This window comes from Vibrio splendidus (assembly GCF_024347615.1).
Classification (GTDB): domain Bacteria; phylum Pseudomonadota; class Gammaproteobacteria; order Enterobacterales; family Vibrionaceae; genus Vibrio; species Vibrio splendidus.
On record NZ_AP025508.1, the window covers coordinates 425,965 to 444,849 of the forward strand.

14 protein-coding genes are annotated in these 18,885 nt (G+C 40.9%); 4 read left to right on the forward strand and 10 right to left on the reverse strand.

Annotated features, from left to right (window positions below; genetic code table 11):
- Position 1 precedes the first annotated feature (1 nt).
- Complete coding sequence (ilvN, locus tag OCU90_RS01970; RefSeq protein WP_004735875.1) at positions 2–496, forward strand: acetolactate synthase small subunit; 495 nt, start codon at positions 2–4, stop codon at positions 494–496.
- A gap of 111 nt (positions 497–607) precedes the next feature.
- Positions 608–2,491, forward strand: a complete 1,884-nt coding sequence (locus OCU90_RS01975) for a sensor domain-containing diguanylate cyclase (protein WP_019350505.1) — start codon at positions 608–610, stop codon at positions 2,489–2,491.
- A 637-nt stretch (positions 2,492–3,128) separates the two neighbouring features.
- On the opposite strand, the gene OCU90_RS01980 is transcribed toward OCU90_RS01975, so the two are convergent.
- Complete coding sequence (locus OCU90_RS01980) at positions 3,129–3,752, reverse strand: GntR family transcriptional regulator (RefSeq protein ID WP_004735872.1); 624 nt, start codon at positions 3,750–3,752, stop codon at positions 3,129–3,131.
- Positions 3,753–3,973: 221 nt separating this feature from the next.
- Entirely contained in the window at positions 3,974–5,386 is a 1,413-nt protein-coding gene (gene pykF / locus OCU90_RS01985) for a pyruvate kinase PykF (protein ID WP_017077653.1), read from the reverse strand.
- Positions 5,387–5,815: 429 nt separating this feature from the next.
- On the opposite strand from pykF, the gene OCU90_RS01990 reads away from it, so the two are divergent.
- Entirely contained in the window at positions 5,816–6,586 is a 771-nt protein-coding gene (locus OCU90_RS01990; protein ID WP_004736011.1) for a DeoR/GlpR family DNA-binding transcription regulator, read from the forward strand.
- 107 nt (positions 6,587–6,693) lie between these two features.
- A complete protein-coding gene (gene glmS / locus OCU90_RS01995) occupies positions 6,694–8,526 on the forward strand; it encodes a glutamine--fructose-6-phosphate transaminase (isomerizing) (RefSeq protein ID WP_004736010.1) in 1,833 nt (610 codons plus the stop codon).
- A gap of 104 nt (positions 8,527–8,630) precedes the next feature.
- Here glmS and OCU90_RS02000 read toward each other — a convergent pair whose 3' ends face one another.
- The 8 genes from OCU90_RS02000 to OCU90_RS02035 form a co-directional block, all read right to left on the reverse strand.
- Positions 8,631–9,899 carry an O-acetylhomoserine aminocarboxypropyltransferase/cysteine synthase family protein gene (locus tag OCU90_RS02000; RefSeq protein ID WP_017080208.1) on the reverse strand — a complete coding sequence of 423 codons (1,269 nt, stop codon included), beginning with the start codon at positions 9,897–9,899 and terminating at the stop codon, positions 8,631–8,633.
- A 429-nt stretch (positions 9,900–10,328) separates the two neighbouring features.
- The gene (locus tag OCU90_RS02005) at positions 10,329–11,303 is read right to left on the reverse strand and encodes a reverse transcriptase family protein (RefSeq protein ID WP_017084725.1); all 975 of its coding nucleotides are present in this window, start codon (positions 11,301–11,303) and stop codon (positions 10,329–10,331) included.
- The gene (locus OCU90_RS02010) at positions 11,287–11,511 is read right to left on the reverse strand and encodes a helix-turn-helix domain-containing protein (protein WP_231903755.1); all 225 of its coding nucleotides are present in this window, start codon (positions 11,509–11,511) and stop codon (positions 11,287–11,289) included. The genes OCU90_RS02005 and OCU90_RS02010 overlap by 17 nt, the downstream gene beginning before the upstream one ends.
- A gap of 82 nt (positions 11,512–11,593) precedes the next feature.
- Positions 11,594–11,845: a hypothetical protein gene (locus OCU90_RS02015; protein WP_017084727.1), complete on the reverse strand. Its 252-nt coding sequence runs from the start codon at positions 11,843–11,845 to the stop codon at positions 11,594–11,596.
- Positions 11,846–12,360: 515 nt separating this feature from the next.
- Positions 12,361–13,002, reverse strand: a complete 642-nt coding sequence (locus OCU90_RS02020; RefSeq protein ID WP_061025013.1) for a hypothetical protein — start codon at positions 13,000–13,002, stop codon at positions 12,361–12,363.
- Entirely contained in the window at positions 12,995–16,108 is a 3,114-nt protein-coding gene (locus OCU90_RS02025) for a hypothetical protein (protein ID WP_017084729.1), read from the reverse strand. The genes OCU90_RS02020 and OCU90_RS02025 overlap by 8 nt, the downstream gene beginning before the upstream one ends.
- Before the next feature lies 1 nt (position 16,109).
- Entirely contained in the window at positions 16,110–17,456 is a 1,347-nt protein-coding gene (locus OCU90_RS02030) for a tyrosine-type recombinase/integrase (protein ID WP_061025011.1), read from the reverse strand.
- Positions 17,457–17,525: 69 nt separating this feature from the next.
- Complete coding sequence (locus OCU90_RS02035; protein ID WP_017084731.1) at positions 17,526–18,119, reverse strand: hypothetical protein; 594 nt, start codon at positions 18,117–18,119, stop codon at positions 17,526–17,528.
- Between the last annotated feature and the right edge of the window lie 766 nt (positions 18,120–18,885).

Genomic DNA, 18,885 nt, shown 5'->3' on the forward strand with positions numbered 1-18,885 from the left:
TATGAGACACATCCTTTCACTATTAATGGAAAACCAACCAGGTGCACTTTCTCGAGTGGTTGGCTTGTTTTCTCAGCGTGGCTACAACATCGAGTCTTTGAATGTATCTCCTACGGATGATCCAACGCTTTCTCGTCTGAATGTCACCACTAACTCGAGCGAAATGCAGCTTGAGCAGATCCAAAAACAGCTACACAAGTTAATCGACGTACTTAAGGTACAAGAAGTGTCTGAGCTTGAGCATATCGAGCGTGAACTATTGATGGTAAAAGTACGCGCTAGCGGCTTTGCTCGCGCCGAAGTGAAGCGCACCGCGGATATCTTCCGTGGCCAAATCGTTGATGTAACGGCTTCGCAATATACGGTGCAAATGGCCGGCACTAGCGAGAAGCTGGATGCTTTCATTCAGGCATTGTCTGAAGTAACGGAAGTACTTGAAGTGGCTCGAAGTGGGGTTGTTGGCATCGCACGTGGTGAACGAGCGTTGAAAGCCTAAACAAGAAGTATTTAAAAAATAGTTTTAAAGCCGCTTTTTTAAGCGGCTTTTATTTTGTTAATTTCCTAGAGTGCTATAATCTTGCGCTCTCTTTTTCTTCCTGAGCTAGTAATGCGAAATAAAAAATCAATAATTACATTACTAATCATCTCAATCACACTCTGTTCAGCTGTCGCTCTATATTACTTGCAGCGATATAAAGAAGTGAAGCAGCAGAGTTTTGACTACTCGGCTAAGCAAGCTGTCCATCAATTGGTGTACGCGAAGCGAGACTACGATCTTCTTAAGACTCAATTAGTTTCCGTAATGGGCCTCTTAAGCCACAGCCAAAGCTTGGTTAACTTTGCCTCTTCTCCCTCTGACCAAACCAAAGATCTACTTGAAGAGGTTTGGCAGTCTGTCCTCGTGAACCAAAAATGGTATACACAGATCCACCTGCTAGATATCTCGGGTAAAGAGCTGGTTCGTGTCAACTACTCCGCTGATTCAGGCCACATAACGGTACCGCAACAACTTCAAGATAAATCTGACTCGAGCTACTTTCAATACGCTCAAAAACTAGAAGCTGAACAAATTGGCGGCTGGGGTATTGAGCTTGAAATGGAACATGGTGAGATCACCTTCCCTTATATGCCGGTTATTCGTGTCTTTACCCCCGTAGAAACACCTGAGAAAAGAGTGGGCTACCTTGTTATTAATCTCGACGTATGGGGTTTATCGTCGCGTCTTAGTTTTTCACCTGATAATGATCTTAGAGCAGAAGTTCTTAATGAAGCGGGTTATTACATAGCGAGTAACCATAGCGGTAAGCTGTTTGGCGATTCTATTCCAGAAAGAAAAGGCTACAACCTGAAAAACATCGCACCAAAGGCATGGGAAGCGATCTCTAATGATCAGGTGGGGCACGTTTTTGAAGATGGCAATTTGTTTGCGTTTAACACGGTGATGCTCGCGAATAATCAAAAGGTCCATTTACTGATTCAACTTAATCAGAAACAACTGATGGATCGAGCTGAACCGAGCTTAAGTGACCTCTCTCAAGAAGAAGTGTTTGTGTTGCTAACGGTACTGGTTTTTGCGTTTCCGTTTGCTTATTTAGTGACTCATTACCGACGTCGAAGTCTAGAAAGTAAGTTGGCACGCGCCGCATTGAGCGGCATGTCGGCCGTCATGATCTCTGATAAGCAGCATCGTACTATGATGATCAACAACGAGTTTGAGAACATGACGGGGTACTGCAAAACTCAAGTTATCGGTCAAAATGCATTACAGCTGTTGCTTGAAAATACCGAGCAGGCACTCTCGAGTGATTCAATCTGGCAACACTTAGAGCAAGAAGAAGTATGGGAGGGGGAAGTTCTGTGTAAGAACAAGTTACGTATCCCTTTCACCGTCATCATGCGAGTACAAGCTGTTAAGAATCGCTCTGGAAAGATCAGTTACTATATTACGTCTTTGGTTGATATTTCTGTAAGGAAGGAGCTTGAGGTGCGTTTGAGGATCTTAAGTGAACGAGATTCTTTGAGTAACCTTTGGAACCGCCGAAAGTTCGAAGAGCAGCTCGCGTATTATTCTCGCTTGGTCGAGCGTTACCCTAATGAAGCGACCACTTGCTTAGCTTTAGTCGATATTGATAACTTCAAACGAATCAATGACGAACTTGGCCACGATGAAGGCGACCGAGTGATTGCAAGTGTTGCAAGGCTTCTACAAGACAGCCTACGCAATACTGATTTTGTTGCTCGCGTTGGGGGGGAGGAGTTTGCATTACTGATGCCACACACCTCACTGCCGGAAGCGAAACGTGTGTTGGATCGATTACGAATAGAAATAGAGCTATCCTCAGGGACTAAAGTGACGGTGAGTGTCGGTTTCACTGATTTGACAAGCAACAGCACTCGCTCATACAAATGTGCCGATGTTGGGCTCTACGAATCTAAATCGTCTGGGCGCAATACCGTCTCTATGTGCCCTAGTCATGCTGATGTAGCTTAATCTTTCACTTGGCTTTCAACAGACTTAGCCTTTAAAAGATTTACGTTTTAAGTCACTAACCACTTTCCTATCAAGCCATCTTCCTCGCTTCGTATCTTTTAAAGCTAGTCTTCAGCCGTTCCTTTCAACATCTATACTAGGAATCTCACTTTTGAGGCGACCTATGTCACAAGTCTTATGTAGTTAGACTAAAGTCTAATGCTGATGAAAATTTGAGCTAAAATAAACAATAAGTAAACTATCTTGCTTCAGGTTGCGTCGTGTTAAGCGAACCAATAAACAGAGTGTTTACCCGATATAAAAGGGATGACACCGTTAACTTAATTCAGCTGGTTAGCTCGCCTTATCAATGGCTTGAGAGATAATAGTAGAATTAGGTTAGCTGTAGCAAGAGTTTGGGGATCATACTGTCTGGTTAAAAGAGGCCTGGTATGTTTGTCGATTTTTTAGTGAGGTTAACCATAGGCACATTAGTCATTCTTGGCTTTCAACTGAGTGCACTGTATTTTTTACCTATGGTTGTACTGCTCAATACTCATCACAAAGAGTTTTTTGGGTGGTAGTTCAGTCGTGATACTGGAAACAAAAAACGGAGCCGTTGGGCTCCGTTTTTATTTGGTTAGAATCTATCTTGGCGTTATGCCGCTTCGATAACTTCTTCAATTCGTTTCATTGAACCTAGTAAATGTTGATCAAGTAACTCTGTTGCTTGTTCTGCATTCTTAGAGAGTACTAGCTTCATGATCATTTCGTGCTCATCAATATTGAACAGATCATCAGATGCTGTTTCAGCTGACATTGCTAAGAAGCGGTAACGTTTAACTTGGTTAATAAGTTCATCAAAGAACTTAAACATGTTCTCTGAATCAGCACCTTCAAGCAACGCGACATGGAACTGTTGGTGGCGTTCTTCCCATTCAACAGAATCAAATTCTTCTTCTACGTTCTGAAGGCGTGATAGCTTGTGGTAAGAGGTCAACACTTCTAATTCCCAGCTTTCATCGCCAGCTGAGATCGCTTTTTTAAGCAGAACGGAAGAGACCAGTCGAAGGCTTTCGTATAGGTCATTGAGTTCTTTCTTTGATACCGGAGATACCCAGCAGCCTTTCTGTGGCTCTAGCTTTACGTATTTACTCCAAGATAACTGCACTAAGGCTTCACGAATTGGAGATGCGCCTACGTTGTAGCGTGCTTTTAGATCAGCAACAACGAGTTTTTGGCCAGGGGTTAACTCACCATTAAGAATATCTTGGCGAATCATCTTTGATACTTTGTCTGTGAGCGTAGGACTAGACATTACAAACCTCATGTATATTTGATTCTAGTCTGCTAATCCGTCTCTTCGAAAGAGCCCATGGAAGTTAACAGTACGTAATTCTACTGTGATTGATAATACAGCGTACTGAAAAGTTAGGCAAGATTTGTTTCATAAAAAAAGAGGGCCGAAGCCCTCTTTTATATTTTATGCGTATCGGTTCATTCTTATAGAACGTGAACAGATGCCGTGTTTGTAGTACCAGAAGCGACTAGAGCACCAGAAACCATAACTACGATGTCGCCTTTGTTACCTAGGCCAGATTGTAGAGCGATTTCTTTACCGTTGATGTAAAACGCGTCTGTGTTCTCGATAGAGTCAACAAGAACTGGCTTAACACCTTTAGTTAGAACTAGCTGTGCAGCTGTCTTTTCGTTAGTTGTTAGAGCAAGGATGTTTGCAGTTGGGAAGTACTTACGTACTGAACGTGCAGACTTACCGCCTTCAGTTGCAACAACGATTAGAGGAGCAGCTAGCTTCTCTGCTGTGTCTACAGCGCCTTTACATACTGCTTCAGTGATGCGTAGACGTGGGCTGTCTAGACGAGAACCTAGCTCAGCTTTAAGAGCTGAATCAGTACGGTTCGCGATTTGAGCCATGATAGTTACAGCTTCAACTGGGTACTTACCTTTAGCAGTTTCACCAGAAAGCATTACTGCATCAGTACCATCCATGATTGCGTTCGCAACGTCACCCGCTTCAGCACGAGTTGGACGTGGGTTGCTGATCATAGAGTCAAGCATTTGAGTTGCAGTGATAACCATCTTACGTGCGCGGTTACACTTCTCGATCATCATCTTCTGAGCGAAGATTACTTCTTCAGCTGGGATTTCAACACCTAGGTCACCACGAGCAACCATGATGCCGTCAGAAGCTTCAAGGATTGAATCGAAGTTATCTACACCTTCTTGGTTTTCAATCTTAGAAATGATGTGGATGTTCTCGCCGCCGTTAGCGTTTAGAAGCTCACGGATTTCTTTAACGTCGTCTTCTTTACGGATGAAAGAAGCAGCTACGAAATCAACGCCTTGCTCACAACCAAACTTAAGGTCAGCTTTGTCTTTCTCAGAAAGAGCTGGAAGTTGAACAGAAACGCCAGGAAGGTTAACACCTTTGTTTTCGCCTAGAGCACCGTTGTTAAGAACTTTACACTTAACTTCAGTTTCTGTTGTTGCGATAACTTCCATTTCGATTAGGCCGTCATCAACAAGGATAGTGTTACCAGCTGTTAGGTCTTTAGCGAAACCTAGGTAAGTTACTGCTACTACGTCTTTGTTACCAACAACTGTTGCGTCAGTTGTGAAAGTGAACTCTTGACCAGCTACTAGATCTACGTCGTTACCATCTTCAAGTTTGATAGTACGGATTTCTGGACCTTTAGTATCTAGAAGGATAGCAAGTTGCTCACCTTTGTTTTCCATTACTGTACGGAAGTTCGCGATACGAGTGCCGTGTTCTGCGAAGTCACCGTGAGAGAAGTTAAGACGCATAACGTTCATGCCAGCATCTACTAGTTCAGTTAGCTTCTCTACAGATTCAGTTTTAGGGCCAATCGTACATACGATTTTGGTCTTTTTCATGGAAGGTACTCTCCGGTAAGTATTGTTACAATTTGAAATTTATTTAAGGTCTGAAGATTGGTCCGCTACATCAACATTTTGTGCCTGTTGTGTAAAAGCGCGGGACTTCCAATATGTCCTTCAGAGTTGTAAGTCTTTCATCAATTTTAGTCATTTTATGACCAAAAGATTTTGATTCAATATCGGTTTTATGTGACTTACCCCACTATATAAGAGGTAAGTTGCAAAAAAATAACAGTCAGTTTTGTAATTTTTTTTCTTTTCGGGTGCGGATTCTACCACCTAATCAGTTCAATATCACTGCTTAACAATTGTCTTAGGACAAGGTTTTATCGCTATTTATTAATTTTTTGGATCAAAATAAATGGACTAAATAGTTTCGTTGTAACTATAATATGTTTCAAATCGAAACTTACTGGCCTTTTTTAAATGTCGAAACGAAACACCCAGCTCAGAAGACATGCTATTTCTAACCTCGTTAATGAAAAGGGGGAGGTTAGTGTTGATGAACTATCCGCTAAATTCGAAACCTCAGAGGTCACGATTAGAAAGGACTTAGCGTCTTTAGAGAAAAACGGTCAGCTTTTGCGCCGTTATGGTGGTGCGATTTCATTACCGAAAGAGGTTGTCAACGAAGAACTGGGTCCACAAGTTTCGACTCGAAAGATTTCATTAGCGAAAGCCGCTGCAGATTTAATTCGCGACCATAATCGCATTGTGATCGATAGCGGTAGCACGACAGGGGCGCTAATTCAGCAGCTCAATAGCAAGCGTGGTTTGGTTGTGATGACCAACTCGTTGCATGTTGCTAATGCACTTAATGAATTGGAAAGCGAACCAACACTGCTAATGACCGGCGGCACTTGGGATACCCATTCGGATTCTTTTCAAGGCAAAGTCGCAGAATCAGTACTTCGAGCTTACGATTTTGATCAACTATTTATCGGGGCTGATGGTATCGACCTTGATAGAGGCACAACCACGTTCAATGAATTGGTTGGCCTAAGTAAAGTAATGGCTGAAGTGTCACGAGAAGTGATCGTGATGGTTGAGTCGGAAAAGGTGGGACGAAAGATCCCGAACTTAGAGCTGGCATGGGAACATATTGACATCTTAATTACCGATACAGACTTAGGCGAAGAATCCAAAGCAAGTATCGAATCACATGATGTTCGAGTGATCCTGACCGATCCAGCGTAAAAACAAATTTAAGTATTATGCATTTACCTTCCTATAATTGATCTTAATAAAGATCTGGCCTTTGCTTGCTGCCAATAGGAATAAAACGAAATTGATGGAGTGAAACTATGTGTGGAATTGTTGGTGCAGTAGCACAGCGTGATGTAGCTGAAATTTTAGTAGAAGGCCTTCGCCGCCTAGAATACCGAGGCTACGATTCAGCGGGTGTCGCTGTAGTTGATAGCGAATCTAACCTAACTCGTGTACGCCGCCTTGGTAAAGTACAAGAGCTAGCAGACGCAGTCGATCAACAACATGTCATTGGCGGTACTGGTATTGCTCATACACGTTGGGCGACACACGGTGAGCCTTCAGAAGCAAACGCACATCCACACATGTCTGGCGATATTGCTGTTGTACACAATGGCATTATCGAAAACCACGAAACACTGCGCGCTCTGCTGCAAGAGCGTGGCTACGTGTTTACTTCACAAACAGATACAGAAGTTATCGCTCATCTTGTTGAGTGGGAACTTCGCACGTCAGCTTCTTTGGTTGAAGCTCTGCAAAAAACAGCAAAACAATTAGACGGTGCATACGGCACAGTAGCGGTTGATCGTAAAGATCCTAGCCGTATCGTTGTTGCTCGCTCTGGTAGCCCAATCGTTATCGGTTTTGGTGTGGGCGAGAATTTCCTAGCCTCTGACCAACTTGCACTGTTAAGCGTAACTCGTCGCTTCATGTACTTAGAAGAAGGTGATGTTGCTGAGGTGACTCGTCGTGATGTAACAGTATTTGATGTGGCGGGCGAGCGTGTTGAGCGTGAAATCGTTGAATCAAACGCAGAACACGACGCTGGTGACAAAGGTCAATACCGTCACTTCATGCAGAAAGAGATCTTTGAGCAGCCAACAGCGCTGATCAACACAATGGAAGGCCGTATCTCTGACACTTCGGTTATCACTAACGCGATTGGTGTTAAAGCGGAAGAGATCCTAAGCAAGGTTGAACACGTGCAGATCATCGCATGTGGTACGTCTTACAACTCAGGCATGGCAGCTCGTTACTGGTTTGAATCTCTAGCAGGCGTAAGCTGTGACGTAGAGATTGCCTCTGAATTCCGTTACCGTGATTTCGTTGTTCGTCCGAATAGCCTATTGGTGACTTTGTCTCAGTCTGGTGAAACGGCGGATACGCTTGCTGCACTTCGTCTTGCAAAAGAAAAAGGTTACATGTCAGCAATGACTATCTGTAACGTTGCAGGTTCTTCGCTGGTTCGTGAATCTGATTTTGCCTTCATGACTCGCGCAGGAACAGAGATCGGTGTTGCTTCAACTAAAGCCTTCACAACACAGCTAGCGGCTATGCTGATGATGGTAACGTCAATTGGTCGTCTACAAGGTCGCATCAATGAAGAGAAAGAAGCTGAGATCGTTCAAGCACTGCATCAACTGCCTGCTGATATCGAGAAAGCATTGGCGTTTGATAAAGAGATCGAAGCGCTAGCACCTGATTTTGCTGATAAGCATCACACACTGTTCTTGGGTCGTGGTGAGTTCTACCCTATCGCGATGGAAGCGTCTCTGAAACTGAAAGAGATCTCTTACATCCACGCAGAAGCATACGCGGCTGGTGAGCTTAAGCACGGTCCTTTGGCTCTTATCGATGCAGATATGCCAGTCGTCGTTATTGCACCAAGCAACGACTTGCTAGAGAAGCTGAAATCAAACGTTGAAGAAGTACGTGCTCGTGGCGGTCTACTTTACGTATTCGCAGATGAAGATGCAGGCTTTGAAAGCGATGAGAACATGAAGATCATCAAGATGCCTCACGTAAGTGAAGTAACAGCACCTATCTACTACACAGTACCGATGCAGCTGTTGTCTTACCACGTGGCGCTAATCAAGGGTACCGATGTTGACCAACCTCGTAACCTTGCGAAAGCGGTAACGGTTGAGTAATCGTTAGCCTATCTAAGAAAATTAGATAATAAGAAGCCCATCCTGTGATGGGCTTTTTTGTGTCTGTTAGCTAACGATCAGCGTTAGATCTAGCTTTAACGGCGTTAAGCATTAAGTGCTTGCTCTAGGTCAGCCAGGATATCGTCAATGTGCTCAATGCCTACTGAGAGGCGAATCATTTCTGGTGACACACCTGCTTGCTTTTGTTCCGCTTCGCTTAATTGACGGTGTGTTGTAGAAGCAGGGTGACAAGCGAGAGATTTTGCATCGCCAATGTTCACCAAGCGCTTGAAGATTTGCAGCGCATCATAGAAACGAACACCGGCTTCATAACCATCTTTCAAGCCAAAAGATAAAATGGCAGACGGCTTACCTTGCATGTACTTCTCAGCCAATGGGTAGAACTCAGAGGTTGGTAACCCCGCGTAGCTTACCCAACTCACGTTCTCATGTTGCTTAAGGTATTCTGCTACTTTCAGTGCATTCTCGGTGTGTCGCTCCATGCGTAACGACAACGTCTCTAAGCCTTGCATTAGCATGAAGGCATTCATAGGCGACAGTGCTGCCCCCGTATTACGCAATGGAACGGTTCGAGCACGGCCAATAAATGCGGCTTCACCAAAGGCTTCGGTATACACCACACCGTGATAAGAAGGCTCTGGCTGATTAAAGACCGGGAAGCGATCTTTGTGCTCTGCCCATGGGAATTTGCCTGAATCGACAATCACTCCACCCAATGTTGTTCCGTGACCACCAACGTATTTGGTTAGCGAGTGCACCACAATATCGGCACCAAAATCGATAGGTTTACACAACACAGGTGTCGCCACCGTGTTATCGACAATCACAGGTACACCTTGTGCGTGAGCAAGCTCAGCAACACGTTCTAAGTCGATAATATTGCCTGCTGGGTTACCGATACTTTCGCAGTAAACCGCCTTGGTTTTTTCATCGATCAGTGCAGCTAAGCTTTCTGGTTTGTCGTCTTTGGCAAAGCGAACTTCGATCCCTTGGTTTGGTAGCATATGAGCAAATAGGGTGTAAGTACCGCCGTAAAGCTGAGGTGTTGAAACGATGTTGTCACCGATTTGTGCCAACGTTTGAATCGCGTAGTTGATCGCCGCGCTGCCTGCACTCACCACTAAGCCTGCAATACCACCTTCTAAGGCTGCCATGCGTTTTTCCAACACATCATTGGTTGGGTTCATTATACGAGTGTAGATATTGCCTGGCACCGCAAGGTTAAACAGGTCGGCGCCGTGTTGTGCGTCATCGAATTCGTAAGCAACGGTTTGGTAAATAGGAGTCGCAACCGATTTGGTTGTTGGATCAGTGTCGTAGCCGAAGTGAATCGAGAGCGTTTCGTCTTTCATGAGTCTTCCCTGAACTATTGAATGATTTGTGTACTATCATATTGCCGATTTTTTTATAAAAGAAAAGTATGTTTAGTCACATAGAAGAAACTGGACGAATGGGGCTGAGCGTTAAGCTAGAAGATAAAGGGCTAGAAAAGCAAAAAGCCAGAGCAGCGTGAACTGTTCTGGCTTTTCTAATTTGGTGGCCCCTCCCAGATTTGAACTGTTATGTGGGGCTCCTAATTTGAAGAGATAGCGGTCTTCTCTTGTTTTCTTTTGTAACTTATTGTTATTAATGGTGTTAATTGATTTTTTCTTCACCTTTCAAATATAACTCTGAAGTTGTATTTATTGGGAGCCACTCATGCCTATTTTTACAGTTTTGAGGGGCGCTTTGAATAGAGCTTCCAAAGGGGCGCTCTTGGATTTGGATAAAGCACTATCAGATCAAGTTAGGTTTTCAGCAGTGAGCCGTTTAATCGATGGTTTAATCGCGTTTAAAGCCTCCCTGTATTTTTTCCCTTGGTATGCATTGAGTTGTTGTAGCTTTCCTACTTGTGAACTCACGGAACTAAATACTTTAAGGTAATCTTCATATGCGCAGCGATCATCAGTAAATAAGGTGTTGAGATTGTGAACAGCACTTCTTATTTTTTTCTTCTCTTCTTTACCAAAGCTAGGACGGTTTCCATTAACCCCGACTCGATGCACGGTTTGGTGTGTACCATTGCCTAATACTTCATGTTTACTTTTATTTGGTTCAACACCGTAATAGCGAAGCATTCCATAGATTGAGGCAATCACGGCACTAATTTCTTGTTTAGTCATATAAGACTTAGAAGATACTGTAATGTCATCAACATATCTGGTGTAGGTAAGTTTTGCCTTTCTAAGGCGCAATACAAGAACCGATTCTTTCTCCCACATTATTAGGTTGGCTATGTAACTACTACAGATCCCGCCTTGCGGTACGCTACCGTTTAAAGTCACTAGGCTTGTTAAGGTTTGCGCCACATCTTGAGGAAAACGGAATAAGCGCATAAACATTTTTTCGACTTGATCGGCTTTAATCATAGGGAAATAGTTAGAAATATCCTCACAAATTAAAACTCTTCTTTTTGTGTGGTTTCTGACGTTTGTAATGTAGGAACGTCCACTGATTGAACCTTGTATATATTCAGGGTAGATGACTTTTTTGAATATTTGATGCTGAAGCGTTCGGTGAACAGATTTTAGGGCTATATAAGCATCGTAGGTGATGCGTTGACCACCAGATTTCTTTTGCTGAATTTTGGCAACTCGGTAAAAGTCAGATGTGTTATTGGCTAAATGCTGAACTCTGCTTAACGGAAGTCGTAGTAAACGAGCGAGAGCATTAATGCTACCGATCGATTTGAATTTGTATTCAGGAATCTGAGTCATCAATCAATTGATACATAAGTTTTTCTATCTTTGTAGTTAACTCATCACTCATAGGTAAATTTTGATCTTGAGAAGCAAGAAACATAAAAACAGATGTTGGAATGTCTAGTGCTGAGCACAAATCTTCAATAAGACTCAAGTTTGGCTCTCTCTTTCCTTGCTCTAAAAGAGTTATATAAGAGGCACTTTTGCCAATCTTATCAGCCAAGTCTTTCTTGGATAGTTTTCTGTGCTTACGGCACTTCTCTAACGTATTTGAAAAATTCATAATAAAAAATTAATGGTCTACTTTACGAATTGATGATTGAGAATATTTTTTCAACAAGTTCAGCTCCTTTACAGATAACACCTATTAACACTCCAAACGTTTCTAAAATCTGACGTTTCGTTGTTTTAGAAGGTGCTTTCCCTTCAAGTTCTGCATTGATCTGGTTAAGTAAATTCTCTACCTTAAGTTTCGTACTGCTATCTATATCATCATGTTTCTCACGTAAAACTAATTCTAGTACTTCACGTGAGTTCTTTAAAATTTGAGTATTCATAAAACAACCTTCTTATTCGATGTTGGGAAAATCCCCTCCAAAAAACTTACCGAACCGAATAAAATGATATAGATAGCGCAAACCACAATCTTTAGAACAATTTATTGCTCTCCCCTCCATTTTTACTAATATTTAGCTCGTTAGCTCGTTAGCTCGTTAGCTCGTTAGCTCGTTAGCTCGTTAGCCTATTAGCTTCATGCTACTAAATATAGTTGTGCTTAATCAGTACAATTCTAAGCAATTACTTAATGCAGCCGTGGCATATAGGCGCTTACTTACAAGTTCGATTGATGACTGCACTTGAGGTGTGGGTGACATAGATTATCACTGAGATAATCGGCATTACTGCCAGTTACGATTCGAAAAAGGTCATTATTTTAAAGAACATCAGGACGAAACATCCTGTGAGTCGAAGTATCTCCTAAGCGTGACAAATAGTCAATAGTTTACAAATAGTCAATTTTAATGGTGGGTGCTTTTCTAAATCAGTGATAGCCCATAAAGTTTCATACTGCTCATAACTTGCCTTCAAGAATATCAAAGTACGTACCGCTAACAGATTTAGATAGAACACCGTGGACATCAAGTGCTAGGTTCGTAATGGTTCTTTTTTCTTTTTCAATGGTGACAATTCCTTCTGTTGCTTTAACTAAGAAATCTATAGTCGCTATTAGATTATTGATGTCATTTGGAGAAATGATTTTTTCATCAATAGGTCTTTTGTTTTCGTTTTTTTTCGTTGAAATATGTTTTTTTAAGGCATTGTTTTCCAACATGAGCAGTCTGTTCTTTTGCTCCAGAACTTCAATTTTTTCCTGAGGATTTAAACTTTGTAGAGCTTCTTTTCTTAGAGAGTTTAGTGATTTAGAGTCATCTGAATCATAATATTTGTGGTAGACCGAGCCGACAATGACCCAATAGGTACTGTTGGTGGCTAACGTTCTATGAGTAATGGCTCTCATGTTTACAGGAAGGTTTTCGTTGAAAATCTCAGCGCACATTTTTTGATAAGTAGTTTTGTTAGGGAAGTGAACTGAGTCGCATAAGGCTTTCATTTTGGGAACAACTATATCTTTGATACGTTGAACTCTACCGTTGATCGTGGTTATTTGAGATGCTTTGAATCTATTCTCCCCCTTTAAGGCTCCTTTAGGCATTGTTTTCCCCCGGTGGCTTTAGAGTAAGGTTGAGGTTGTTTTTTAGTGTGTCTTGAGTGTTTTTCTCGATTCGTTTTAGCTCAGTAGGCAAGTCATTAATGCTAACTCCTGTAACATCACAGATGCTTTTGATTATGCCCTTGAACTCTGAAAGTAGGTCCCTTCCGGTTGGGACTTCGCCCATTAGAGCTTGAAATTGCCCTGTTTGTGCTAAAACTTTATTGCGAAGCTGAGTTACTTTTGCTTTTAGTTGAGGAGTGAGAAATTCATGGAAACTAATAGCCTCCTCTATGCGTATAAGGGTGTTAGTTAATTCGTTAGATGATTTTAACTTGGTCAGTTTATCCTGTATGAATTTAGGCTTACCGACTAACCATTTATCTTTTTTAGATAAGCTGTTAACCATTGAGTCTAAGCAAGTTAAAGATGTTGCCCATGCTGAGATTTCATCAGCATAAAACTTTTTTAAGGAAATATCATTTAAGTAAGCATCCATACTTTCGCCATTTTCTTTTGCTTCATTTATAGTGTCATCATGCTCTGCGGCTTTATCCGTTAATAACCTGATTTTTGCGCTTATCGCAGGAATGTGATCAACCGTTTTTATCGAGTATGGGCATCCAGCACATGGGAGTTCCCCGTTGATGCTTTTTCCCGTAATGTCTGATGGGCAGTCATTATTAAAAGGACAAATATGTGTAGAGTTAAATGCCAGTTGGTCTACGATTGTAAAACTGCTATCGGTACTAACATCTAATTCTTCTTGTTTCTTCTTAATAATCTGCATTCCGCTACAAGGAGATGTGGAATGACTATTTGTAAATGATATGGCCCCAAAATCATTCATTGCGATAGTTGCATTTCTAGAAAATGCTTGTTGTAAAGCTGATTGTTTGCTTTTGGCATCAACCATCATTGGAGCTATAAAGTCTTTAAACTCCGCTTCTTGGCCTGCTTTTTGAGTATCAAGATATTTTGTGTTGATTTGGGCATAATAGATTACTAGAGCTTCAGTTATGTGCCCAGTTACCCTTTGTAGGATTGAGGGAGGAAGTACAGTGATGTGTTCACTTACGAATTGAGAACGCATTGAGTGTGGAGTGATAGGTTTTTTGTTTTCATCTACATACCCCTTCAGGTGCTGTATGTTTTCATCAAGATTTTTGTCGTGATCAATTTTAATTGGAGGAATGTTGTTTTTACTTGATTTTGAGTAAGTGTATGAAAATCCAATTAAAATTAATTTGAAGGCCTTCCTGTAGCTCTTGTCAGAAACCACCGAAAACGATGGGTTGATTTCTAAGTAAGAGTCTACCTGTGCAAATAATGGCTTGATCATTTCGAAGCTAGTTTCTTCGTGGCTATCATAGTAGATAGGTACATCTTTGCCAGTGAGGAAAGTTCTTTTCCAGAATAGCTGTCTATCTAGTATTCCAATGACTGATTCGACAACATCGGCCTCCCAGGCGTCATGTGATTTGTCTGAATTTACCCATAGCTGAGTAATTAGATATGAATAATCAATGAAATGCTCTCTGTTAACATTTTGGGCGTATGTTTCTTCGTTTAGGAATCGTAAAGCTATTAACCGGATCCCTGTTTCTGCCATAACAATACTCAGGTGAATATAATGAGGGAGAAAGGTATGGGACTTAAGCTGACATTTTATATTTTGTCTAGTCCTAAACAGTGAGACAATTCTTTTCGGTATTTCCTCTATGGGGTAGTATTTATGATTGCATCGAAAGATAGGTATAAACCCAGTATCACTGGTATTTATTGTCCTATTTGTAACGCGCTCCTTACTAATGACACTGTCTTTATTGGGATTATGGTGGTTCATGTACCAAATCCATTCAGCAACTCCGTAAAGGTACGATAGATAGGAAGAAAAGCTATCCTCAGGGAGTAGTTGTTTGACTGTACCCTTATGCCTAGGGACTATAGGGATATCAAGTTGTTTACTTATTGGAATCGTAAAGTTCTTATAGTTCATGGCTATATATTCGAAAAAACTATAGAGCTTGTATAAGAGTTCTTGGTGAGTGCTTGCTTTTACATTAACCCCCAGTCCCTTGACTATAATCTTTGCATGATGACGCTTGATATCTTTTGGTTCTGGTATTGGCTTTCCTGAGACGATAAGGATTTGCATCGCCCTTCTTATTGCCGATTGATATTTATCATAGGTTTTAATTCCTTTTTCTCTAAGTTCGTTAATGTAGCTGTTTATATCTACTATCCAAGCTAGAATTGCTGGGTGTTGTTCAATTTCCTTAGGGTTAAAGTTCTTAGTTGATAACTTCCCTTTTATACCTGTAACCCCACTTCTGACAAAAACATTACCCGTATCAAACTGTACCCTATTAGGAAGACTCGCATGGATGGCAAAATACCAGTCAACAGTTCTAGGAACTCCTGTAGGAGATTTACTGGTGATCTCCTTGAGCAGGTCATTGGTGATGTCTTCTACATCCCAAGCGGCACATGCACGAACGTATTTATGTGCGTACCATTTAAAGTTAGGCATTGACGCTTCTGACATATGTTTGGTTATGTCAATTTCGCATTCGAGTTGCTTGAAAAAGGGTGAGCGAATTATTCTGAGAATCTCTGGATAAGCATCATCAGCGTACTCTTCCATTGAGCCATTTTTACCGTGTTTTCGCTTGGGGAGGTCTGTAAAAAAAATAGGAAGTAAAAGAAATCTTGATGCCCAACAACAATGAATAAATAGTCGCAAGTCAGAGCGTAAACCTCTGGCGTCATTCCGGGTTATGGTTGTGAACCTTGAGTATTTTGGTAAGACTTGATGAAAAATTTCTTTCGATTTTTGTGGGTCTTCATTCGCTAACTCATAGATTTTGTTTAGCCATGCGCTATCTAAGTTAAAGTCATCTTCAAACCCATCAAGGTATTTGAATATAGATAGCTTTGTATGGCCTAGACGAGCTTTCTCGTTTAACCCATCTTCCCGAGTTAGACTTTCGACGCCTTCTCTTTTACAGATCACTTTCTTAGTTAGATAAAGTGCGTTAAGAATATTGCCTCTTAATTCTGCTTTCTCACATATGACAACAGGCTTTCTTGTGTGGTTGAACAGCATATTAATTACCCTCTTGCTCTAGCCTTTGTTTTTCTTTCTCTAGCTCCTTAAGTTGACGTTTGTTGTATTGAAGAGCTAAGTCTGTCAATGAAATACTGTTATCACGAAGATAAGAATTAGATGCTGAGAGCATAAAGTTAATTAAATCAGTGTCTTGTTTGGCGTAGACCTCTGTGGATTTCATGTTTTGATGACCCAGCAATATTTTAACGTACGCCAAAGGTAAGCCTTGTCGACCGGTTAGCTCTCTGTTCTCATCAACTATCGGGAAGTAATTTAATGTATAGAATGCATAAGTGTGTCTGAAGCAGTGCAACCCTAAATGATTTAGTGTTATATCGAAGTTTCTAAGGTTTTTTTTTAGAGTTTTTGAGCGCTCAGATCTGTCGCTACAGAAGAAAGGGCGGCCATTTGCTTTTTGGAATAAGAAGCGGTGACTAACATTTATTTTGTAATGATGTTCCATGTATATCTTTAAGTAAGACCAAAAGATATGTGCGAACGGTTCAATCATAAAGGTGAGCTCTGTGGCTCGCCCTTTGTCAGTAAGCGCTTCAGCTTCTTTTTGGGTTAAGCCTGAGTTGCCGCGATTACTTGGAGATATTATGGAAACGCTTCTCTCATTCAAGTCGATGTCATCAACTGTTATTTGAAGAGCTTCTGATGTCCGAACACCTGTGGCGGCTAATAATGCATAGAGCAAAAAATTCCGAACTTTAGAGAAACAAGATGCAGGAGAGATGTTTGCACTAGATAAAAACCGAACACTTTGTCTGATAGGGAGAGATTTGCTTGCTTTCTTTTTAGTTATCTTTTTCAAAGCAGATCTACTATGTTTTTTGGCAGCTCTCCTAAATAATTTAATCTTACTTCGTTGTTTATTAGTGAAATTTCGCTTGGTTGCTTCAAACCATGAGTTCTTAATTATATGGTTTAGTTGATGGTGGCTAATATTGTATTGAGAAATGATTGCCTTCTTGAAGTTGTCATCATCGTTATTGAATGTCCTTAGTTCCATAAACATAGACAAGGAGGCTTCAATCCCACTAGCTATGCTTGTAAAGCTAGTTTCTTTATCTTTCTTAAGATTTTTAGCAATTTGAATTATAAGTTTTGAAGAAGAGCGTTGTCCCAAGGTCAAGAAGTCTTGATAGAGTTGAAATAACTTAAATGGTTCAAATTTAGCGTCAAGTTGATTTGACACTATCTTTAGCTCATATAAAAAATCAAGAAAACGACTAGTGTGACCTGCATATTGCTCGATTGTGTTGTTGGCGTACCCTTTGTCAATTAGCAGTTCGACATACTCTTCGAAGGGCTCATACATTTCGGAGGTGTTAATATTCATCAGTTGCATTCCTTGTCTGAGGGTATGACTTCGAATACAGGTGAAATTTTTCATCGTTATTGGACTCCCTTAAAGGTTACTCGAAGAGTCGAACAGTGCTGCTCGTGAGCTGGGCAGGCGAGTGGTTTCAGTTGCACTTTTCTTGAGTTGAGTAAGCCAATCAAAGTTGTAAATGTTGGTTACTATTACCGATTGGGTAGGCTCAATAGCTAGGAGCCCCTTCACTATTTTGGTGAATATCCCTTTTCTCTGAATTGTCGGATGTAGTTCAAGACGCTCAATTTGACAGACTTTAAGGGAGAGTTTTGTTCTCTCTTCACTAAATACCGTTACATAGTTAGAAATATTAACATCGCCATACGGAAGTAACTCATTTCCATGTGACATTTTATTTAAGGCGATAGAAATGCCCCTTTTTTGGCAATTAGTAATAAGTTCATCTCGAAGTGATTCAAAGTAGGAAAAATAGGAGACATCAGCTCTATAGCAAAGGTGAATTATTTCCTCATCATTAAAATCTGTAATTAGTAGGCAAAACTGCTCTTTTTTTTCTGCTTCTAAAAACAACTGATATAGATTTAGCGATAACTTAACTAAATTTGTAATCATTTGTTCTTCAGGAATATTTACTAATGGTTCGTTTGTTTTTTCTATGAAATCCATAATTCCTCTCAGAATAAAAAGCAATATCTTGGGTTAGGTAGTGGTATCAGCTTAGATTTATGTGTTTTTCATTAAGTTATTGGTAATTCGACTTATAAATATGCGATAGCATTTTGCTAAACATATGACTGCTATTTTAACGAACGTCACTCGTTTACTCAGATACTAAGCTGCGATACATGCTTGAGAGCAGAACTGAAAGAAGAATATTCTGTATCGAAAAGTTAACCCGCTTGTGGGTAAATCTAGGTGGTAAAAAGGCGATTTGCAAGGTGTTTTTTCATTTAAGTTATTGATTGGTAATGCAATGCCAAGTTCAGGTTCTAGCTTGTCATTGCAATGCCAATTTCTAAAGTTGTAGGAGTTTAGGGAGGCTAAAAGTGGAAGTGATATAGTTATTTATAGTGGCTAGTCAAGCGTTAGGAATATATTTACGGGGCGGTTTTATAGATCTTAATGGTTCTGAAAATGTTGTAAGTTGTTTTTGGACAAAAGTTTCTCTGTACCTTTGCTAATTTAACGAACTATGAATAATCACAGATATTGCAAAGTGAGTTTTGAAGAGCTGGTGCGATGAATAAAATCGCACTAGTAAAAAAGATTGTTTAGGTGCAGGCTAAGTGCGGTTACGTTAAATTAAGCGCCGATAAAGACTATTAGTCAAAATATCAATTATCATAAAAAGATCCCTCTTTGTTCCTTTGTAGTGAAACAAACGGCTCCCTTTTGGGGAGCCTTTCTTGTGTCTAAGTCCTAGGTTTACGCT

What these genes read in the sequence shown, in the direction of transcription:
- glmS (WP_004736010.1), top strand. Translation starts at nt 6,694, where the DNA reads ATGTGTGGAATTGTTGGTGCAGTAGCACAGCGTGATGTAGCTGAAATT.
- ilvN (WP_004735875.1), top strand. Translation starts at nt 2, where the DNA reads ATGAGACACATCCTTTCACTATTAATGGAAAACCAACCAGGTGCACTT.
- OCU90_RS01975 (WP_019350505.1), top strand. Translation starts at nt 608, where the DNA reads ATGCGAAATAAAAAATCAATAATTACATTACTAATCATCTCAATCACA.
- OCU90_RS02030 (WP_061025011.1), bottom strand. Translation starts at nt 17,456, where the DNA reads ATGAATATTAACACCTCCGAAATGTATGAGCCCTTCGAAGAGTATGTC.
- OCU90_RS01990 (WP_004736011.1), top strand. Translation starts at nt 5,816, where the DNA reads ATGTCGAAACGAAACACCCAGCTCAGAAGACATGCTATTTCTAACCTC.
- OCU90_RS01980 (WP_004735872.1), bottom strand. Translation starts at nt 3,752, where the DNA reads ATGATTCGCCAAGATATTCTTAATGGTGAGTTAACCCCTGGCCAAAAA.
- OCU90_RS02015 (WP_017084727.1), bottom strand. Translation starts at nt 11,845, where the DNA reads ATGAATACTCAAATTTTAAAGAACTCACGTGAAGTACTAGAATTAGTT.
- pykF (WP_017077653.1), bottom strand. Translation starts at nt 5,386, where the DNA reads ATGAAAAAGACCAAAATCGTATGTACGATTGGCCCTAAAACTGAATCT.
- OCU90_RS02020 (WP_061025013.1), bottom strand. Translation starts at nt 13,002, where the DNA reads ATGCCTAAAGGAGCCTTAAAGGGGGAGAATAGATTCAAAGCATCTCAA.
- OCU90_RS02000 (WP_017080208.1), bottom strand. Translation starts at nt 9,899, where the DNA reads ATGAAAGACGAAACGCTCTCGATTCACTTCGGCTACGACACTGATCCA.
- OCU90_RS02035 (WP_017084731.1), bottom strand. Translation starts at nt 18,119, where the DNA reads ATGGATTTCATAGAAAAAACAAACGAACCATTAGTAAATATTCCTGAA.
- OCU90_RS02005 (WP_017084725.1), bottom strand. Translation starts at nt 11,303, where the DNA reads ATGACTCAGATTCCTGAATACAAATTCAAATCGATCGGTAGCATTAAT.
- OCU90_RS02025 (WP_017084729.1), bottom strand. Translation starts at nt 16,108, where the DNA reads ATGCTGTTCAACCACACAAGAAAGCCTGTTGTCATATGTGAGAAAGCA.